Source organism: Streptomyces sp. NPDC048419 (assembly GCF_043200415.1).
Classification (GTDB): domain Bacteria; phylum Actinomycetota; class Actinomycetes; order Streptomycetales; family Streptomycetaceae; genus Streptomyces.
Map to the genome: position 1 here is coordinate 31,140 of NZ_JBICXT010000022.1, position 18,111 is coordinate 49,250.

Annotated in this window: 17 protein-coding genes and 1 pseudogene; 6 read left to right on the forward strand and 12 right to left on the reverse strand. The window is 69.3% G+C overall.

The features are described from left to right. Window positions 1-24: 24 nt before the first annotated feature. Window positions 25-963 (forward strand): cytochrome, encoded by a 939-nt coding sequence (locus ACGFYN_RS35200; protein ID WP_393870008.1) that lies wholly within the window; start codon window positions 25-27, stop codon window positions 961-963. Beyond that, on the forward strand, window positions 963-1,247 hold the full coding sequence (locus ACGFYN_RS35205; RefSeq protein WP_393870093.1) for a cytochrome P450: 285 nt from the start codon (window positions 963-965) through the stop codon (window positions 1,245-1,247). Before ACGFYN_RS35200 ends, ACGFYN_RS35205 begins: the two co-directional genes overlap by 1 nt. Window positions 1,248-1,347: 100 nt before the next feature. Here ACGFYN_RS35205 and ACGFYN_RS35210 read toward each other — a convergent pair whose 3' ends face one another. The 6 genes and pseudogenes from ACGFYN_RS35210 to ACGFYN_RS35235 all read right to left on the reverse strand — a co-directional run. Then, window positions 1,348-1,488, reverse strand: coding sequence for a hypothetical protein (locus tag ACGFYN_RS35210; protein ID WP_393870009.1), 141 nt, complete (start codon window positions 1,486-1,488; stop codon window positions 1,348-1,350). Next, window positions 1,485-2,165 (reverse strand): fatty acid desaturase, encoded by a 681-nt coding sequence (locus ACGFYN_RS35215; protein WP_393870010.1) that lies wholly within the window; start codon window positions 2,163-2,165, stop codon window positions 1,485-1,487. Before ACGFYN_RS35215 ends, ACGFYN_RS35210 begins: the two co-directional genes overlap by 4 nt. A 72-nt stretch (window positions 2,166-2,237) precedes the next feature. Next, window positions 2,238-3,230, reverse strand: a complete 993-nt coding sequence (locus ACGFYN_RS35220; protein WP_393870011.1) for an MFS transporter — start codon at window positions 3,228-3,230, stop codon at window positions 2,238-2,240. A 193-nt stretch (window positions 3,231-3,423) separates the two neighbouring features. After that, the gene (gene argH, locus ACGFYN_RS35225) at window positions 3,424-4,836 is read right to left on the reverse strand and encodes an argininosuccinate lyase (RefSeq protein WP_393870094.1); all 1,413 of its coding nucleotides are present in this window, start codon (window positions 4,834-4,836) and stop codon (window positions 3,424-3,426) included. Between the two features lie 62 nt (window positions 4,837-4,898). Beyond that, entirely contained in the window at window positions 4,899-5,267 is a 369-nt protein-coding gene (locus ACGFYN_RS35230) for a hypothetical protein (RefSeq protein WP_393870095.1), read from the reverse strand. Next, window positions 5,268-5,699, reverse strand: a pseudogene (locus ACGFYN_RS35235) (acetyl-CoA carboxylase biotin carboxylase subunit family protein); the annotation flags it as partial. A 738-nt stretch (window positions 5,700-6,437) separates the two neighbouring features. On the opposite strand from ACGFYN_RS35235, the gene ACGFYN_RS35240 reads away from it, so the two are divergent. Beyond that, window positions 6,438-7,994 (forward strand): Re/Si-specific NAD(P)(+) transhydrogenase subunit alpha, encoded by a 1,557-nt coding sequence (locus ACGFYN_RS35240; protein WP_393870012.1) that lies wholly within the window; start codon window positions 6,438-6,440, stop codon window positions 7,992-7,994. Window positions 7,995-8,000: 6 nt separating this feature from the next. Beyond that, window positions 8,001-9,467 (forward strand): Re/Si-specific NAD(P)(+) transhydrogenase subunit beta, encoded by a 1,467-nt coding sequence (pntB, locus tag ACGFYN_RS35245; RefSeq protein WP_393870013.1) that lies wholly within the window; start codon window positions 8,001-8,003, stop codon window positions 9,465-9,467. A 164-nt stretch (window positions 9,468-9,631) separates the two neighbouring features. On the opposite strand, the gene ACGFYN_RS35250 is transcribed toward pntB, so the two are convergent. Beyond that, complete coding sequence (locus ACGFYN_RS35250) at window positions 9,632-10,825, reverse strand: M23 family metallopeptidase (RefSeq protein ID WP_393870014.1); 1,194 nt, start codon at window positions 10,823-10,825, stop codon at window positions 9,632-9,634. 40 nt (window positions 10,826-10,865) lie between these two features. Continuing rightward, window positions 10,866-11,294 carry a secondary thiamine-phosphate synthase enzyme YjbQ gene (locus ACGFYN_RS35255; protein WP_393870015.1) on the reverse strand — a complete coding sequence of 143 codons (429 nt, stop codon included), beginning with the start codon at window positions 11,292-11,294 and terminating at the stop codon, window positions 10,866-10,868. A gap of 89 nt (window positions 11,295-11,383) precedes the next feature. On the opposite strand from ACGFYN_RS35255, the gene ACGFYN_RS35260 reads away from it, so the two are divergent. Then, window positions 11,384-12,496 carry an NAD(P)-binding domain-containing protein gene (locus ACGFYN_RS35260; RefSeq protein WP_393870016.1) on the forward strand — a complete coding sequence of 371 codons (1,113 nt, stop codon included), beginning with the start codon at window positions 11,384-11,386 and terminating at the stop codon, window positions 12,494-12,496. A gap of 13 nt (window positions 12,497-12,509) precedes the next feature. On the opposite strand, the gene mltG is transcribed toward ACGFYN_RS35260, so the two are convergent. Together mltG and ACGFYN_RS35270 are read right to left on the reverse strand one after the other, a co-directional pair. Beyond that, window positions 12,510-13,349, reverse strand: a complete 840-nt coding sequence (mltG, locus tag ACGFYN_RS35265) for an endolytic transglycosylase MltG (protein ID WP_393870017.1) — start codon at window positions 13,347-13,349, stop codon at window positions 12,510-12,512. Between the two features lie 43 nt (window positions 13,350-13,392). After that, window positions 13,393-15,204, reverse strand: a complete 1,812-nt coding sequence (locus ACGFYN_RS35270; RefSeq protein WP_393870018.1) for an ABC transporter ATP-binding protein — start codon at window positions 15,202-15,204, stop codon at window positions 13,393-13,395. Between the two features lie 120 nt (window positions 15,205-15,324). Here ACGFYN_RS35270 and ACGFYN_RS35275 point away from each other — a divergent pair, with 120 nt between their 5' ends. Beyond that, complete coding sequence (locus tag ACGFYN_RS35275) at window positions 15,325-15,783, forward strand: MarR family winged helix-turn-helix transcriptional regulator (RefSeq protein WP_393870019.1); 459 nt, start codon at window positions 15,325-15,327, stop codon at window positions 15,781-15,783. Window positions 15,784-15,798: 15 nt separating this feature from the next. Here ACGFYN_RS35275 and ACGFYN_RS35280 read toward each other — a convergent pair whose 3' ends face one another. Both ACGFYN_RS35280 and ACGFYN_RS35285 read right to left on the reverse strand, forming a co-directional pair. Further along, complete coding sequence (locus ACGFYN_RS35280) at window positions 15,799-17,421, reverse strand: peptide-N4-asparagine amidase (RefSeq protein WP_393870020.1); 1,623 nt, start codon at window positions 17,419-17,421, stop codon at window positions 15,799-15,801. Window positions 17,422-17,487: 66 nt separating this feature from the next. Then, window positions 17,488-17,943, reverse strand: coding sequence for a DUF5707 domain-containing protein (locus ACGFYN_RS35285; protein ID WP_393870021.1), 456 nt, complete (start codon window positions 17,941-17,943; stop codon window positions 17,488-17,490). Window positions 17,944-18,111: the final 168 nt, after the last annotated feature.

Sequence of the window (18,111 nt, forward strand, 5' to 3'; positions counted from 1 at the left end):
CGCCCCATGAGGGGAACGCGAACGATGACCACCCCGCAACACCCCGAGGACTTCCTGCGGTTCATGCGGATGCGCAGCGCCCGGGAGGACGGGATCTTCTGGGTCGACGACCAGCGGCTCGGCGTCTTCGAGCCGGAGGCCGCGCGCCGGGTCAGCGCCACCAACTGGCAGCGGTTCGTCATGCACGACCGCCTTATCGACATGGTGCTCCGGCGGCGCAGCCCCGAGATGCGGTGGAGCAGGATCCGTTCGGCCTGGATGACCCAGATGCACGCCCTCGCGACACCGGAACACCACGGCGCGCTGGCCGACCGCATGGAGCGGATCATGGACGCGCGGGTCGGGGAGGACGCCGATCTGACGATGCTCATGCAGGATGTGACGCTACGGTCCCTGTTGCCCGTCGCGCTGACCGGCCTTACCTCCGCCGAGGCCGAACTGGTGCGCCGGGACCTGGAGATGAAGCTGCTGCGCCTCGTCTCCCCCGAACCGGGCAGCACGTGGCACCACCTGAAGTTCATCTCCGTGCAGATGCGTTCGGGCCTCGTGGTGCGCCGGGTGCTGCGACAGCGCGCCAGCGGCCGCCGCAGGCGCGAGGCGGACCTGGCCGACCCGTTCGTGGACATGCTCCCGGAACTCGGCATGGACCGCGCCCTGGACGTGGTGACCGCGGTCCTGACCGCCATCGGAGGACCACCCGGCACCGCCGCGGCGAGCCTGCTCTACGAGTTCGTCCGCAACCCCGACTGGCAACGGCGGCTGAGCGACGAACTACGCGCCGTGGACCCGGTCGAGTTCCGCACCACCCCCACCACCGCGGCCCCGGCGACGCACCGCTTCGTCAAGGAGGTACTGCGTATGTGGAGCCCGCCGCTGCTGCTGGTACGGCGCTCGAAATTCGGCTTCGACCTGGGGTCGACCCGTCTGGACCCAGGCCAGTGGTACCTCCTTAGCCCCACCTGATCCACCGGGACGAACGCGTCTGGAAGCAACCCGACGTCTTCGACCCGGACCGCTTCCTCGCCGGCGCCGCGCACGGCCCCAAAGACCGCACCTGCTACGTGCCCTTCGGCTGGGCCCCGAAGAAGTGCATCGGCGCGAACCTCGGCACGTTCCAACTGATGGCGCTGTGCCATCTGTTGTGCACGCGGTACCGGTTGAGAGTGGACAGCACGGACGAGATCACGATGGCGCTGCGGTTCGCGCCGGTGCCGGAGCACTTCCTCGGCCGGCTTGCGCTTCGCTGATGACGCTGTCCGCCTCGGCGCCGGACTGGACGCCCCGTGCCGGGATCGGCCACCGGCAAGGATGGGTGAACCTTTTCCCTGCCGGTGGGGGCCACGATCGCTAACCGTTGGCGCTCTTCCGGTTCTTCCATACTTCTCGCACCACGATGGTGAAGAACTCGACGTAGGTCCGCTGCCCATGCGGCCCGAATTCCTGCGTGTCGGCATGCCGTTCGCGGAGCCGGTTGATCGGGACGTTCATCGCGCTCCGGCAGCTCCACCAGGAAGTGCAGTGGCATCGCGGCGAGGAACCGGAGCAGCCACAGCCGTAGCACGAACGACCCGCCCACCCGCTGCGGAGACGGCCGCCATCAGCACCGCGAAGATCGCGAACCAGCGGTACTCGCTGACGATCGCCTTGCGGCTCTTGGGTGAGATCTGTCCCATGTCGTACTGCCAGCGACCGGTCGTGCACGCGACGGCGTCCCGTACCACGGCGACCAGACGTGTCACGTCGAACAGTCCCTTTGCCAAAGCGCCGAGGGACAGTGGCCGGCGGGTGTCGAAGCCGAAGAACGCCGTGTCCTGCGGCGTGCCCAGGTAGCGATGGTGTTGCAGATGCCGCACGCGGTAGTGGCTGTACGACACGAACATCGGTGTACCCAGCGGGACACCGACGATCCGATGCCATCGTGCGTTGCGGAACGCCGAGTGGTGCAGGCACTGGTGCTGCAGTTCCACCGCATGGGTGTACGCGGCTCCCAGGATCAGCACGCCGCACGCGACGATCAGGTACGAGTCCTGGACGGCAAGTGTCACTCCTGCCGCGAGTAACAGGCCGAGCACGCCCAGCTTCCCGATGAAGACGGCCTGGTCCCTGGTGCGGACGGTTGCCCGTTGGAAGAGGAGTTGCGGCGCTATCGTCTCGGTCTGGCTCATCGGAGTGAATCCCCCCTGTTTTCAGGCATGCCGAAATTCCGGACGTGATCCGGTCGTAGATGGACGTGTGACTTACGGGATGTGGATCTCTGTTTGGCCCGAACGCTGCAGTCCCGTACGCAGAGCGGTGGTGACCAGCAGCGACAGCAGGGCCATCGTGGCCATCACCCAGCCCACCGTGTGTGTGGGGCCCAGCAGTTGGGCCAAGGCGCCGGCCAGCACCGCGCCCAGCGCCTGACCGGTCATCAGGCCCGTGCTGGACAGACCGAACACCTGTCCGCGCACTTCGTCGCGGGTGTGCCGCACCAGCCTCTCTTGCAGGGGCAGTGAGGCCGCGTAGCCGAAGGCCGAGATACCGACCAGGACGGCAGCTACCGGCATCGGTGGCGCCAACGGGAACACCAGGAACGGCACCGCGAGCAGTGCCCGCAAGGGCATGATCAGGCGGTCGCGCCGTGCCTCGGGCACGAATCTCCCGACCGCGATGTCACCGGCCAGCATGCCGGCCGCTCCGGCCGCGAGCAGGTATCCGGCGTGGGCCTTGGAGAACGGGATGAACAGCGCCTCACAGCCGACGACCAGCCCGTTGGGCACCCACATCATGAGGTAGAGCGGCCGCAGGACCGGTGATGTGAGTAGTTCGCGATTGACGCGGCGACTGCGCTCGACGACTTTGCCGCCGGCGCGTGCGGGCCGGTCCCCCAGCCCGGTCCGCACGGTGACCCCCGCGATGATGCTGACCATCGCGGCGGTCCCGAACAGCCAGGTCGGCGACAGCACGGCGAGGAGCACCGCGCCCAGACCGTTGCCGATGACCTGCATTCCACCGACGGTGATGTTCATGGTGGCGCGGGCCAGCACGAAGGTGTCCCTGGGCACGATGTCCGACAGCAGCGCCAGCACGGTGCCCGACGTGGCGGCCATCGCGACGTAGCCGCCCGCCAGGATCACGAACCGCAGCCACCAGTTCAGGCCGGGAAGCATTTGCAGCGCGGCGGTCGTCGTCGAGACGACCGCCATGAAGACCATCGCGGTGCGGGGCCGCAGCAGGTCCGAGGATGCCAACAGGTACCGCGCAGTGACGAGTTGGACGAGGGGGCCCCGAAGAGGGAGACCGCGGTGAGGAACGGCGACCCCGTCTCGTGGAACATCACCGTGCCGAGCGCGAGGCTGGAAAGCACGACAGCGGTCATCGTGAACAGACGGGCCACGAACAGCACCCGGAACTCACGTATCGCGAAGACTGCGCGGTAGGTCGTCACTGGCTGGACGCCGCCCTGACGCGCGACCGCCACGCCTCGACCTCGCGTGCCACGCACTCCGGTGAGGTTCCGCCGAGACTGCGCCTCGAGGTCACGGACTCCTCCACACCGAGCACGGAGAACACTCCCTCATTGATGCGGGCGTCGACCTCTCGCATGTCGACGAGCGACAACTCGGCCAGTGTGCAGGCATGTTCGTCGGCCAGACGCACGAGGCGCCCGGTGATGTGGTGCGCCTCCCGGAACGGCATGTCCAGTTCACGCGTCAGCCAGTCGGCGAGATCGGTAGCCGTCGCGTGGGCGGCACCGGCCGCCGCGCCCATCTCGGCGGCGCGCGGCTTCATGTCGCCGATCATGCCGATCATGGCCTTGAGACACAGCTCGAAGGTGTCGGCACCGTCGAATGTGCGCTCCTTGTCCTCCTGCATGTCCTTGGAGAACGTCAGCGGCAGCGCCTTCATCACGGTGAGCAGGCCGAACAGCGACCCGTGCACCCGGCCCGTCTTGCCCCGGACCAGCTCGGCCGCGTCCGGGTTGCGTTTCTGCGGCATGATGGACGAACCGGTCGTCCAGGCGTCCGACAGCTCGATGAAGTTGTACTGCGGCGACATCCACAGCACGATCTCCTCGGCGAGCCGGGACAGATGGGTCATGCACAGGGAGGCCGCCGACAGGTATTCGACGGCGAAGTCCCGGTCCGACACCGCGTCCAGCGAGTTGTGCATCGGCCCGCTGAAGCCGAGGAGCTGCGCGGTGCGTTCGCGGTCGATCGGGAACGAGGTGCCGGCCAGCGCGGCCGCCCCGAGCGGGGACTCGTTCAGGCGCAGGCGCGAGTCACGCAGCCGGCCGTGGTCGCGGCCGAACATCTCGACGTACGCCATCAGGTGGTGGCCGAACGACACGGGCTGCGCGCTCTGCAGGTGGGTGTAGCCGGGCATGAAGGTCGCCGTGTTCTGCTCGGCCTGCTCGACCAGGACCAGGATGAGCTGCTCCACCAGTTGCAGCGCGCGGTCGTGCGCGTCCCGCACCCAGAGCCGGAAGCTGGTGGCGACCTGGTCGTTGCGGCTGCGGGCGGTGTGCAGTCGTCCGGACGCGGCGCCGATGAGCTCGCCGAGCCGGGACTCGATGTTCATGTGGATGTCTTCGAGCGCCACCGAGTACGTGAACTCACCCGCGCTGATCTCGCCGCGGATCGTCTCCAGGCCCTCCTTGATGGCCTCGGCATCCGTGGTGGAGACGATGTCCTGCTCGCAGAGCATCGTGACATGGGCGATCGATCCGTCGATGTCCTGCATGGCCATGCGCCGATCGAATCCGATGGAAGCGTTGATCTGTTCCATCACTTCGGCCATACCCTCGCCGAAACGACCCCGAATCAACCCGCCGTTGTTACCCGCCTCGCCGTGCACGCGCTGTGCCGCCTTTCCGAGATGGAGAGAAAAAGCCAAGGTCAATGACAATTCGCGGCACTCTAACCGACATCGATGCGAACCCCCGAAACCACCTGCCGGCACAGGTCGATCGCCTGTGCGGCGGTCGATACCGTGGTCAGTACGTAGCCGACTCGAGTGCGGGAGTCCTGGATCCGGGGAATCATGTCCCCTGTCTTCAGGGGGAGATGCAGCTTCAGGACTCCGGGCAGTCCTTGCAACCGATGCACCCCGCTGATGCCGAGGACTCGTCCCGGTGGCGGCGTGAAATAGCGGATTGCAGCGGCACCGGGGCTCGAGGGCTCCGGCGTTGCGGGCGTGACGCGTGCGAGTGTCCAGTGGGCGAGAAGATCGAGCAGGTCGTGTCCGGTGGCCTGCCGAACGAGGGTCGGAATCGAGTCCCCGCCCACTCGGGTGTGGGTCTCGATGACTTGGGGTCCCTCCGGCGACAGGCGCAATTCCGTGTGCGTGCAGCCGTCGGTGATTTCCATGGCATCGAGGAATGCGCAAACGTACTTGGTGACCTCGGCCGCAGTGTCGGGTTCGAGCGGTGCGGGGACCACGTGCCCGATATCCACGAAGGGATTTTCCGGGGCGTCGTCCTGGGTGTACTTACCGGTGATCGCGATCACGTGGTGTTCACCGGCGCGGCTGAACGCCTCGATGGACACTTCCGGACCGGGCAGGAAGGTCTCCGCGATGTAGTCGTCACCGATCGCCGGCGGCATGACCACGTCGTCCACCCGGTGGAAGCAGGCGACGTGCTCGCTGCCCTTGCCGTGGCGTGGCTTCACCACCACCGGATATCCGTGCGGCCGCGAATTCGCGGATGTCGACGGCGTCCCGCACGACGGCGCAGGGCACGGCGGAGAAGGCCTGGTCCCGCAGCCACGTCCGCATGGCGAGTTTGTCCCTGGTTGCCCTGACCTGCGTCAAGGTCCGGCGGACAGCAGACTGCCGAGGCCGGCTCCTCAAAGCCACAGGGAACAAGACTGCTTGAGGTGGGCGCGGATGGCTGCAGTGAAGGCCATCCTGAGGGGCCGAAAACGGTCCCCATCCATGATCGGCGAGATGCTCACCAGCGAACGGCCGCTCCCCGAACGACGGCCGCCCATGGCAACACGTACGCCGTACGAACTGCCCGTACGACGGAACCGGCAATGGCGGCCCGTGCAGCACGTGGTCTACGACCCACTACGCCACAGGCTCGCCCGCGGAGGACAGTCGTCGCCACCCTCCAGGTAGATGCGTCCACGGGTGCCGCGCCGAGGTCGGCCTGAATCGGCACCTACGGCCCGCCGACCACCCCTTCCCTGGCCCGGCTCTGATCGGTGAGTCGATCGCGGAGGCCATCCGGCGGGACCTTCCGTCACGCCGGGCACGGACGTCGCACGAGTCGCACCGCGCCTCGGAGCACCGCACCGCGGAGCACTGTCGTCCGGTTGCGCAAGGTGAAGCACATCACGTTGGCCCACCCCCTCCTCGCGGGTAGGTTCCAGCGATCAAGGGAGAAGGACGTCGTATCACTTTCGCGAGCGCGAGTCCTCCCTAGGACCTTCCTCTGACGAGAGATACAGGACATGTCGCCTGAAGCACCCTCGCACCACCCTCCGCAGCTCATCGGCGTGGTCGCCGAGTCCGCCTCCGGGGAGACCCGCGTCGCGGCGACCCCAGCGACGGTGCGCCTGCTGCTGAAGCTCGGCTACGAAGCCGTCGTAGAGCCCGGCGCCGGTGAGGCCTCCGGCTTCGACGACCAGGCATACGCCGAGGCCGGCGCGGAGATCGGCGACGCCTGGAACGCGGATGTCGTTCTGAAGGTGAACGCCCCCTCCACCTCGGAAATCACCCGGCTGCGAGAGGGCGCGACCATCGCCGGCCTCCTCGCGCCCGCGCAGAATCCCGAACTGCTCGAGACGCTGTCCCGTGCCGGGGTGACCGCTCTGGCGCTCGACGCGGTACCGCGCATCTCACGGGCCCAGTCGATGGACGTGCTGTCCTCGATGGCGAACATCGCCGGGTACCGGGCGGTCATCGAGGCCGCGCACGTCTTCGGCAGGTTCTTCACCGGCCAGGTCACCGCGGCGGGCAAGGTCCCCCCGGCGAAGGTGCTCGTGGCGGGCGCGGGCGTGGCCGGTCTGGCGGCGATCGGCGCCGCGTCCAGCCTCGGCGCGATCGTACGGGCCACGGATCCGCGGCCCGAGGTCGCGGACCAGGTGAAGTCGCTGGGCGGCGAGTACCTGCCGGTGAACGTGGTCCAGGAGGCGAGCACCGACGGCTACGCCAAGGCGACCTCCGCCGACTACGACCGCGCCGCCGCCGAGCTCTACCACGAGCAGGCCCAGGACGTGGACATCGTCATCACCACCGCCCTGATCCCGGGCCGGCCGGCGCCGCGCCTGCTGACGGCGGCCGACGTGGCGGCGATGAAACCGGGCAGCGTCATCGTCGACATGGCCGCCGCGATGGGCGGCAATGTCGAGGGCACCGTGGCGGGCCGCACGGTGGTGACCGACAACGGCGTGACCATCATCGGCTACACCGACCTCGCCTCCCGGCTGCCCGCACAGGCCTCGCAGCTGTTCGGCACCAACCTGGTGAACCTGATCAAGCTGCTCACGCCCGGAAAGGACGGCCGCCTGACGGTCGACTTCGACGACGTCGTGCAGCGGGCCGTGACCGTGGTGCGAGCCGGCGAGGTCACCTGGCCGCCGCCGCCCGTCTCGGTCTCGGCCGCACCCGCCGCACAGGCGGCGACCGCACCCGTCACCACCGAACCCGAGAAGCCGAAACTCACGCCCGCGCGCCGCTTCGGCCTGATCGGGCTCGGCATGCTCGCGATGTTCCTGCTGGTCGCGTTCGCTCCGGCCCAACTCGCCGAGAACTTCACGGTGTTCGCCCTGGCTGTGGTGATCGGCTACTACGTCATCGGCAAGGTGCACCACGCGCTGCACACGCCGCTGATGTCGGTGACCAACGCGATCTCCGGAATCGTCGTGATCGGTGCCCTGCTGCAGATCGGGCACGAGAACAACCTCGTCACCGCACTGTCCTGCGTGGCGATCCTGCTGACGAGCGTCAACATCTTCGGAGGTTTCGCCGTCACCCGCCGCATGCTGTCCATGTTCTCGAAAGGCTGAGCCGAGATGACCTCCATGACGGCCTCCCATGCCGCCGATCTGGTCGCCGCCCTGCTGTTCATCCTCAGCCTGGCGGGCCTGTCCCAGCACCGCACCTCCCGCGCCGGCGTCGCCTACGGCATCGCCGGCATGGCCCTCGCGCTGGTCGCCACCATCGTGGTGGCGGCGCAGAGCATCAGCGGCGGTGCCGTGGCGCTGATCCTGCTCGCCACCGCCCTCGGCGCGGCGGTCGGTATTCAGCGCGCCCGCAAGGTCGAGATGACGCAGATGCCCGAACTGATCGCAGTGCTGCACAGTTTCGTCGGCCTCGCCGCCGTACTGGTGGGCTGGAACAGCTACCTCGAGGTGGAGTCGCACGGCGACGCGCAGACCCGGATCGGCGCCGACCTGCTCGGCATCCACCATGCCGAGGTGTTCATCGGCATCTTCATCGGCGCGGTCACCTTCACCGGCTCGATCGTCGCGTTCCTGAAGCTCTCGGCCCGGATCAAGTCCCGTCCGCTGACGCTGCCCGGCAAGAACCTGCTCAACGTCGGTGCGCTCGCCGCGTTCGTCGCGCTGACCGTCTGGTTCACGATCAGTCCGAACCTGCCGCTGATGATCGCGGTGACCGTGCTGGCGCTGGCGCTGGGCTGGCACCTGGTCGCCTCGATCGGCGGCGGCGACATGCCCGTGGTCGTCTCCATGCTGAACAGCTACTCGGGCTGGGCGGCCGCCGCGGCCGGCTTCCTGCTCAACAACAACCTGCTCATCGTCACGGGCGCACTGGTCGGCTCCTCCGGCGCGTACCTCTCCTACATCATGTGCAAGGCGATGAACCGCTCCTTCCTCTCCGTCATCGCGGGCGGCTTCGGCATCGAGGCGCCGTCCGGTGACCGGGAGGAGGAAGGCGAGCACCGCGAGGTGCGCGCCGCGGAGGCGGCCGAGATGCTCGCCCACGCCCGCTCGGTGATCATCACGCCCGGCTACGGCATGGCTGTCGCTCAGGCCCAGCACCCGGTCGCGGAGCTCACGCGGCAGTTGCGCGAGCGGGGCGTCGAGGTCCGCTTCGGCGTCCACCCCGTCGCCGGCCGCCTTCCCGGCCACATGAACGTGCTCCTGGCCGAGGCGAAGGTGCCCTACGACATCGTCCTGGAGATGGACGAGATCAACGACGACTTCGCCGACACCTCAGTCGTGCTGGTCATCGGCGCGAACGACACCGTCAATCCCGCCGCCACGGACGACCCGAGCAGCCCGATCGCCGGCATGCCGGTCCTGCGGGTCTGGGAGTCCGAGCAAGTCATCGTCTTCAAGCGCTCGATGGCCTCCGGGTACGCGGGCGTACAGAACCCGCTGTTCTTCCGCGAGAACAGCAGCATGCTCTTCGGCGACGCCAAGCAGAGCGTCGACGCCATCCTGCAGGCACTCAGCGCCGACGGCCGCCACGAGACGTCCTCGGCCGCACGCCAGACCACGTTGGCCGGCCGCTGAGGCTGTCGCCGCGCGACACCCGCGCGATCGGGTCCACCCAGTTCCACTTGGGCGCCTCGATCCCGCGGGTGGTCTCGCCGTCCTGGCTCGTGGGAGTGCCACCACCCATCTGTCGAGCGGAGCGCAGTAGGCCGGATCACGGGGTTGAGCGCTGTGCTGTCGCGTCAGGTGCGTATCTTTCGCCCGCGGAACAGGCGTCCGGTCGATCCAGTGAACTGCAGGTCCAGGCCGACGCCGTCGCGTTCGGCGTGGATGTGCAGGTGCGGCTCAGTGGTGTTTCCGGAGTTGCCGACCTCACCGAGGCTCTGGCCCCGGCGCACGGCATCCCCCTTCTTCACCGTCACCGAGCCCGGCCGCAGGTGGGCCAGTTTGACGACCTCCCGGCCCGTGTCGAGGAACACGTGGTTGCCGTAGGGCGGTTGGTAGCGGATCTCGCCGGGATTCTGGTCCTGGATCGTGTCGGCGGCGGAGATCACCCGACCGTCGCAGGGTGAGCGGACGGGACGGCCGTAGGCGGCATAGGCGGTCAACTCGCGGCCGGGCCGGCTGCGGGTGCCGTACCGGCCGAGCGCGACGACGTCGATGGCCCCGCGCTGCTCAGGTACCCGCGCATGATGGTTCAGTAGCCGACCTCCGCCCTGCACGACGTACCACGTGCCCTCCAGCGGGAACAGCAGCGGTTGGGACAGCGACGCTTTCCACCGGTGCAGGCGTCCCGCCGCGATCAGCCACGCGGCTCCGGCGAGCAGTACGACGCCGCCGGCGAGGCGCAGGATGCCGTGCCCTGACGGCAGGTTGGGCAGTCGCCAGACGGAGACGAGGGCTGCGATGGCACCGGCGTCGACGGTGCGGCGCAGTAGCCGGGGCTGCTGCGCCGGTGCACCACATCCCTCGACGACCACGTAGAAGGCGGCGAGGGCGGCCATGTCGGCGAACCAGGCGGTGCGGTCGGCAGCTGTCCAGACGGTGAGGACGTTCCAGAGGACGACCAGGACGAGGCACGCGGTCCAGGTCAGGAGCGCGGGCAGGCGTCGACGGCGCCGTGGTGGTGTGTAGCGGCTGCCCTCGATGCGCAAGGCCGTGAGTTCGCCGTCCGGCCCGGCCTGTGCCCAGGCTCGTACCTGGCCCTCGCTGCCGGACACGATCAGCCCGTCGGGGCTGTCCGTCACGGTGGCGAGTTCGCCGATGCGGGCGCTGGTGGCGTGGACGATGCGCTCCAGGGTGTCCGCGCCGACCGCCTCCACCACGCGTGGAGCGAGACGGGACCACTCGGCCGGGTCCGCGGTGAGGAAGCGCATCAAGACCTGCGCTTTTGGCAGTTGGGGCTGTAAGTGCGCCTCGGGTGTCAGATCGTGCACATGCGCTCCATGGCCGGCTCCCGTAACCGAGCCATGCGGTTCAGGACCCCGCCAGGAACGACAGCCGTACCTTGCGGTCCGGGTTGTCCTTGTTCGTGTCCACCAGGCAGACCGACTGCCAGGTGCCCAGCTCCAGCCGTCCGTCGACCACCGGCAGGGTGGCGTGGGGCGGGACGATCGCCGGGAGGACGTGGTCGCGGCCGTGGCCGGGGCTGCCGTGGCGGTGCTGCCAGCGGTCGTCGGCGGGGAGGAGGGTGTGCAGGGTGGCGAGGAGGTCGTCGTCGCTGCCGGCGCCCGTCTCGAGGATGGCGATGCCGGCCGTGGCGTGCGGGACGAAGATGTTGAGCAGACCGTCACGGCCGCCGGCCACCTCCCGCAGGAAGGACTCGCAGTCGTGGGTCAGATCGGCGACCCTCTCCGTGGAGCCGGTGGAGACGGTCAGGACTCGGGTGGTGAAGGCATCTGACATGCCTCCATCGTGACCCATGCGGGCCGTTCCACACGCGTGCGACGACTCGTCACGGGAAGATCCACGACCTCGTCCGAGTTAGTAGAAGCGTGAACAACGCACGCGAAGGCCGCGAGGTCGAGGTAGTCGTCATAGGCGCCGGTCAGGCGGGCCTGTCCGCCGCCTATCACCTGCGGCGCACCGGTTTCGAGCCGGAGCGCGACTTCGTGGTGCTCGACCACTCCCCCGGGCCGGGTGGCGCCTGGCAGTTCCGGTGGCCGTCGCTGACGTACGGCAGGGTCCACGGGATGCACTCCCTGCCCGGCATGGAGCTGACGGACGCCGATCCGGCGCGTCCGTCCTCGGAGGTCATCGCCGCGTACTTCGCCTCGTACGAGCGCACCTTTGATCTGCGGGTGCGGCGGCCCGTCGAGGTGCGGGCCGTCCGCGAGGGCTCCGGTCGGCGGCTGGTCGTCGAGACCTCGGACGGTGACTGGTCCACGCGGGCGTTGATCAATGCGACCGGGACGTGGGATCGGCCGTTCTGGCCGCGTTATCCCGGTCAAGAGACCTTCCGGGGGCGGCAGTTGCACACCGCGCAGTATCCGGGGCCCGAGGCGTTCGCCGGGCAGCGGGTGGTCGTGGTGGGCGGGGGTGCCTCCGGTACGCAGCATCTGCTGGAGATCGCCGAGTACGCGGCCGCCACCACCTGGGTGACCCGGCGTCCACCCGTCTTTCGCGAGGGCCCGTTCACCGAGGAGTACGGTCGGGCCGCGGTCGCGCTGGTGGAGGAGCGGGTGCGGCAGGGCCTGCCGCCCAAGAGCGTCGTGTCGGTGACCGGGCTGCCACTCAACGATGCGATCCGGCAGGGCATCGCGGACGGTGTACTGGACCGGCAGCCGATGTTCGAGCGGATCACGCCGGACGGCGTGGAGTGGGCGGACGGGCGGCACGTCGACGCCGACGTCATCCTGTGGGCGACCGGCTTCCGCGCCGCGATCGACCACCTGGCGCCGTTGCGGCTGCGCGAGCCGGGCGGTGGCATCCGCGTCGAGGGCACCCGGGCCGTCGCCGACCCGCGGGTCCATCTGGTCGGCTACGGCCCGTCGGCCAGCACCATCGGCGCGAACCGCGCGGGCCGGGCTGCCGTACGGGACATTCGGCGGCTCCTCGCCGAGAAGACCCAGGAGACGGAGCAGCGCGAAGAGCCTGCCGTCGCGTGACGTCCCGTCGACATCACTTGGACGGAGACGCCTTCTTCTGCCCGGCGTTGAACTCGGCCACGTTCCGCTGGTGTTCGGCGTAGTCGGCGGTGAAGCGGGTGTCGCCCGGCTTGACCGTGACGAAGTACAGCCAGTCGCCCGGGGTGGGGCTGATCGCGGCGCGCATCGCGTCCTCGCCCGGGTTGTCGATCGGCGTCGGGGGCAGGCCCATGCGCTGATAGGAGTTGTACGGGCTGTTCAGCTTCGTGTCGTTGGAACTGGTCTTCAGGGTGGCGCGGTTCAGGGCGTAGTTGATGGTGGAGTCCATCTGCAGCGGCATACCGCGTTCGAGCCGGTTGAAGACGACCCGCGCCACCTTGCCCATGTCGTCCTTGGAGGCGGCCTCGGCCTGCACGATGCTCGCGACGGTGACCGCCTGGTAGACGTTCATGGCGTTGCGCTGGGCGCCGGCGGCTGTCGGGGCGCCGTTGAACTTCTTGTCGGCGGTCTGCGCCATGACCGTCAGCAGGGACTCGGGCGTCGCCTTCTCGGGGACCTGGTAGGTCGCCGGGAAGAGGTAGCCCTCGGGGTTGCCCTCGGCGTCCTTCGGCAGCTTCAGGTGGGCCCTCGCCAGTGACTTCTTGGTGCTGCCGGCGGGCAGGGTGAGGGTCTTGTCGACGGCGGCGTAGATCTGACTCGCGCGCCAGCCCTCGGGGATCACGAGGGACGCGGGCCGGGCGATCTCGCCGCTGCGGATCATCCACAGCGGCACCGCCACGGCGGTGCCGGCCACGACGGCCCCGGTCATGACGAGGACGAGCTTGCCCCGCCGCGTCAGTCGAATCGTGCTCGGTGGCGGAGTGTTCTTCTGCATGCGGGCACGTTAACCCGCATAACGGCACAATCCCGGCATATGTTCAGCTCGTCGGTTCCAGTTGGGCATCCCGGCGTACGAGGGCCGCGTAGCGCCCGTCCGCTTCCAGCAGTTCCTCGTGCGTACCCCGTTCGGCGACGCTGCCGGAGTCGAGGACCACGATCTGGTCGGAACTGCGGATGGTCGACAGCCGGTGGGCGATGGTGAGCGTGGTGCGGTCGGCCGACAGCGCGTCGATCGCGGCCTGCACGGCGGCCTCGGTGCGGTTGTCCAGGGCGCTGGTCGCCTCGTCCAGGATCAGCACCGGTGGGTCGCGCAGGATGGTGCGGGCGATGGCCAGACGCTGCTTCTCGCCGCCGGAGAAGCGGTGGCCGCGCTCGCCTACGACGGTGTCGTAGCCGTCCGGCAGGGACGCGATGTGGTCGTGGATCTGGGCCGCCTTCGCGGCCGTGCGCAGCTCGTCGTCGGTGGCGTCCGGCTTGGCGAAGCGCAGGTTCTCGGCGACCGAGGCGTGGAAGAGGTACGTCTCCTGGGAGACGACGCCGACCGCGCGGGCGAGGGTGTCGAAGTCCAGGTCGCGCACGTCGATGCCGTCGAGGGTGACGCGGCCGCCGCTGACGTCGTAGAGCCGCGGGACGAGGTAGCCGAGCGTGGACTTGCCGGCGCCGGTCGGGCCCACGACGGCGAGGCTGCTGCCCGCCGGGACGGTGACGTCGATGCCGTCGAGGATCGGGCCCCTCTTGTCGTCGTTGCTGTCGTATCGGAACTCGACGTCCTCGAAGCGGACTTCGCCCTTGATCTGGTCCAGGTGGACGGGGTTGTCCCGCTCGGTGATGTCGATCGGCAGGTCGAGGTACTCGAAGATGCGCTGGAACAGGGCGAGCGAGGTCTGGATCTGCACGCCGGTCGACAGCAGGCTGACGGCCGGGCGGAACAGGCCCTGCTGGAGCGAGACGAAGGCGACGATCGTGCCGATGGAGACGTGCGGGCCGCCCATCTGGAGGGCGATGCCCGCGGTCCAGTAGATGACGGCCGGCATGGCGGCCATGACGATCGTGATGACGGCCATGCGCCAGCGGCCGGCCATGTTCGAGCGCACCTCGAGGTCGACCAGGCCCTCGGACTCCTCGGAGAAGGACCGGGTGAGCGAGTCGGAGCGGCCCATGGTGCGGCCGAGCAGGATGCCGCTGACGGAGAGCGACTCGGTGACGGTCGCGGCCATCGCGGCCATCTGCTTCTGCCGCTGGGTGGTGATCTTCTTGCGTTCGTTGCCGACGCGGCGGCTGACCCACACGAAGATCGGCAGCAGCAGCAGCGAGACGACGGTCAGGCGCCAGTCGAGCGCGATCATCGCCACGATCGTGGCGACCACACTGGTCACGTTGGAGACCAGGGAGGTGGCGGTGGAGGTGACGGTGGCCTGCATGCCGCCGATGTCGTTGGCTATGCGGGACTGGACCTCGCCGGTGCGCGTGCGCGTGAAGAACGCGAGTGACATGCGCTGGAGCCGGCCGTAGACGGCGGTGCGCAGGTCGTGCATGACGCGCTGGCCGACGGTGGTCGAGATCAGGGTCTGCAGGACGCCGAAGACACTGGTCAGGACGGCGCTGAGGATCATGCCCAGCGCGAGCAGGCTGAGCAGGCCGGTGCGGCCCTGGGGTATCGCGACGTCGAGGACCGCCCGCAGCATGAAGGGCGTGGCGACGGACACCAGCGACGCGGCGCCGACCAGCAGGCCGACGACGGCGAGGCGCCCGCGGTACGGGCGGAAGAGTCGCAGGATGCGGCGCACCTGCCGGGGCTGCTCCTTGGAGTCGGCCGGCGGTGTCCAGCGGGTTTCACGGTCGGGGTGCATGGGCTCCTACGGGTTCGGGATCGGAGAAGGGATGGTCGGCGCTGGTCTGGCGCCGACTGACGGACCTTAGCTCATTGTTACCTATGCTCACAATGAAATAGGTCCTGATATTGTTCCCGCATGACCACCCCGGACACCGACAGCCTGCTCGCCGAGCAACTGCTGCGGTTCACGCGCCGCATGCACCGCATCCAGAAGCACCACATCGAACTGGCGGGTCTGGGTGTCACCCCGGCGCAGTCCCGGCTGCTGCGCACGCTGGCGCACTACGACGAGCCGCCGCGCATGGCGGATCTCGCCGAGCGTCTGGAGGTGGTCCCCCGCGCCGTGACCACGCTGGTGGACGGACTGGAGGCGAGCGGCAAGGTGCGCCGCGTGCCCGACCCGACCAACCGCCGGGTGATCCGGATCGAGCTCACCGAGGACGGCCGCACGGCGCTGCGCGCGCTGCGCGAGGCACGCCGCTCGGCCGCCGCGGAGGTCCTCGCACCGCTCACGGACGAGCAGCGCGAGGTCCTCGGCGGACTGCTGGACACGCTGGTGGACGGGGGCGTGCCGGTTCCCGGCCACCGCTGCTGAGCGAGCACCAGCAGCTCAGCAACGACTGCGGTCCTGTGTGAGCACGCCCTGCACGGTGGTGAGGGTCCGGTCGTAGCAGCCGGTCGAGCCGTACAGCCGGTGGCGCTCGCTGGTCGTACCGACCGCGTGCCGCTGCTCTCGCGGGACGCCCGTCGTGTACGTGGCGTCGCCGGTGACCGTGTCGTCGAGGCGTGACCAGCCGGTCCGCCGGCCGCCGCGCGTCTCGACGACGGCGGCGCGGTCGCCCAGGGTCAGCACGGTGCGCAGACGGGCGTCGTCGCCGATCGTGGTGCTGCCGTTCATCGTGTACGTGCGGTGGGTGCGCGTCGTACGGGCGGGTCCACCGCGCCGCTCGATGGTGACGGCCTCATCGTCGCTCCAGGTGGCGTCGAGCCCGTCGACGTTCTCGCCGTCGGTCCAGCGGTGCACGGAGGTGTCGGTGAGCGAGCGGCTGACGGTGGTCGTCACGCGGCCGTGCGAGGTGTCGACGTATCCGGCGACGGTCAGCCGGTGCGCGGCGTCGGTGTCCACCCGCTCGGGCGAACCGGCCGTGTATGTCGAGGAGTTGGTCAGCTCACCCTCCTTGTGCACGGTGAGCTTGCCGGTCACCTGCGCGCGCCCGGCGTCCTGCCACACGAGGACGTTGACCGGCGCGCTCCAGCCGCTCTGCCCCTCGGGCACGCCGACGACGGAGACCTCGACGCGGTGCGGGCGGCCGTCGTCGAGCAGGCCGGCGAAGGGCGTGAGGTCGTACGTGACGGGCTTGACGTCGAAGGCACGCGGGCCCGGAATCACGTACCAGAGGAAGGGGTTGGACCATCCGCCGGTCCACACGTGCGGGAACGGCGCGGCGACTCCGGCCAGTTGGCCGTCGACCTTGATCTGCACCTCGCGGTAGGGGCCGTCGTCGGCCTGGCAGGAGTACGGGGCCTTGCCGGGCACCGCCAGATACCAGAACTCCTCGCAGCCGCCGCCCGACCCGGTGGCGTAGACCTCGGCGAGGATGCGCTCGCTGTTGCGCGGGGTGGTGAGGGCGTTGCCGTCGCCGAGGGTCAGGACCTTGTCGGGGGCGGCGGCCGCGGTGGGCTTTCCGGCGGAGAAGGTGAGGGTGGCCTTGACGTCGATGACGCCGGTGTAGGTGTCGTCGACGACGTTCCCGATCAGCATCTCGACGTCCTGGCCGCGGCGGAAGGTGTCGCTGTAGCGCGTGACGTCCTTCTCGACGTTCCATTCGATGCCGTCGGGCGAGGGCTCGGGCGTGGATGTACGCAGGATCTCGACCCCGCCGACGTGCAGATAGCCGAGCCGGTCGAACTGCCGCCCCTTGACCTTGCCTTCGAGCCGCAGCACCACCTTGCTCCAACGGTCACCGCAGCCGCGCGGCGGGGTGTAGGTGCCCTTGTACGGCGTGAAGTCGCGTAACTGGGCCTCAGCGAGGGTGACTTGGCAAAACTTGCCGTGCGGTTTCTGGATGGGCGGGGTCGCGGTCATCGGGTCGTGCCAGTCGGTGCCGAACTCGGCCGGGACGTCGGCACGTTGAGCGGATCGCTCGGCGGATTGAGCCGGAACCGCCCCGAGGAGCGTGCTCGCCAGGAGGGTCGCTCCGACGAGCATGGACATGACTATCCGTCTCTTCATGGCCGGTGTTCTACGGCGAGTCGTCGGCCCGGCGCAATGAGGCGTCCGCCGGAGAAGCGAAACTGCCTAGCCGACCTTGAAGTCCGCCGCCTTGGTGTCCAGGGTCGTCGTTCCGTTCTTCGCGGTGGCGAGGATCGCGATGTGCCAAGTGCCGTGCGGGAACGTGGCTGCGTCGGCGCGGGTGACCGGGGTGGCGTAGGTGCAGCGCTCGGTGCCGTCGGCCGCGGGCCTGCAGGTGGCGGAGTCCACCTGGGCCATCTCCTTGGCGGTCGGCTCCTTCTTGCCGAGCTGGGAGTCGGCCGGCCAGGCCAGGACCTTCAGGCTCTTGACGCCCGAGGACGCCGTGACGCCGGTGGTGAAGATGAACGAGCCGCCGCGCTCGCCGGCCGGCGCGCTGTAGTACGCCTTGCTGTGCACGAGGCCCGGGGGCTGCTCACCGGCCTGGGCGATGGCGAAGGCACCGGCACCGCCGAGGACGACGACACCGGCGGCGACGGACAGGGCGACACGACGACGGGACATGGTGAGCTCTCCGTGACTGGATCGGGCTGCCTCGGCGCTGACGGGCCAACCCGCCCGGGCCGGGCCGGCCTGGTGGGGGGGGGGGGGGGGGGGGGGCGCCCCCCCCCCCCCCCCCCCCCCCCCCCCCCCCCACCCCCACAAAGGACGGGTGAAAAAACCCCCGCGGGA

Excerpts from the sequence above, each read along its gene's own strand:
- ACGFYN_RS35200 (WP_393870008.1), top strand. The coding sequence starts at position 25 with ATGACCACCCCGCAACACCCCGAGGACTTCCTGCGGTTCATGCGGATG.
- ACGFYN_RS35210 (WP_393870009.1), bottom strand. The coding sequence starts at position 1,488 with ATGAACGTCCCGATCAACCGGCTCCGCGAACGGCATGCCGACACGCAG.
- ACGFYN_RS35215 (WP_393870010.1), bottom strand. The coding sequence starts at position 2,165 with ATGAGCCAGACCGAGACGATAGCGCCGCAACTCCTCTTCCAACGGGCA.
- ACGFYN_RS35240 (WP_393870012.1), top strand. The coding sequence starts at position 6,438 with ATGTCGCCTGAAGCACCCTCGCACCACCCTCCGCAGCTCATCGGCGTG.
- pntB (WP_393870013.1), top strand. The coding sequence starts at position 8,001 with ATGACCTCCATGACGGCCTCCCATGCCGCCGATCTGGTCGCCGCCCTG.
- ACGFYN_RS35255 (WP_393870015.1), bottom strand. The coding sequence starts at position 11,294 with ATGTCAGATGCCTTCACCACCCGAGTCCTGACCGTCTCCACCGGCTCC.
- mltG (WP_393870017.1), bottom strand. The coding sequence starts at position 13,349 with ATGCAGAAGAACACTCCGCCACCGAGCACGATTCGACTGACGCGGCGG.
- ACGFYN_RS35270 (WP_393870018.1), bottom strand. The coding sequence starts at position 15,204 with ATGCACCCCGACCGTGAAACCCGCTGGACACCGCCGGCCGACTCCAAG.
- ACGFYN_RS35275 (WP_393870019.1), top strand. The coding sequence starts at position 15,325 with ATGACCACCCCGGACACCGACAGCCTGCTCGCCGAGCAACTGCTGCGG.
- ACGFYN_RS35280 (WP_393870020.1), bottom strand. The coding sequence starts at position 17,421 with ATGAAGAGACGGATAGTCATGTCCATGCTCGTCGGAGCGACCCTCCTG.
- ACGFYN_RS35285 (WP_393870021.1), bottom strand. The coding sequence starts at position 17,943 with ATGTCCCGTCGTCGTGTCGCCCTGTCCGTCGCCGCCGGTGTCGTCGTC.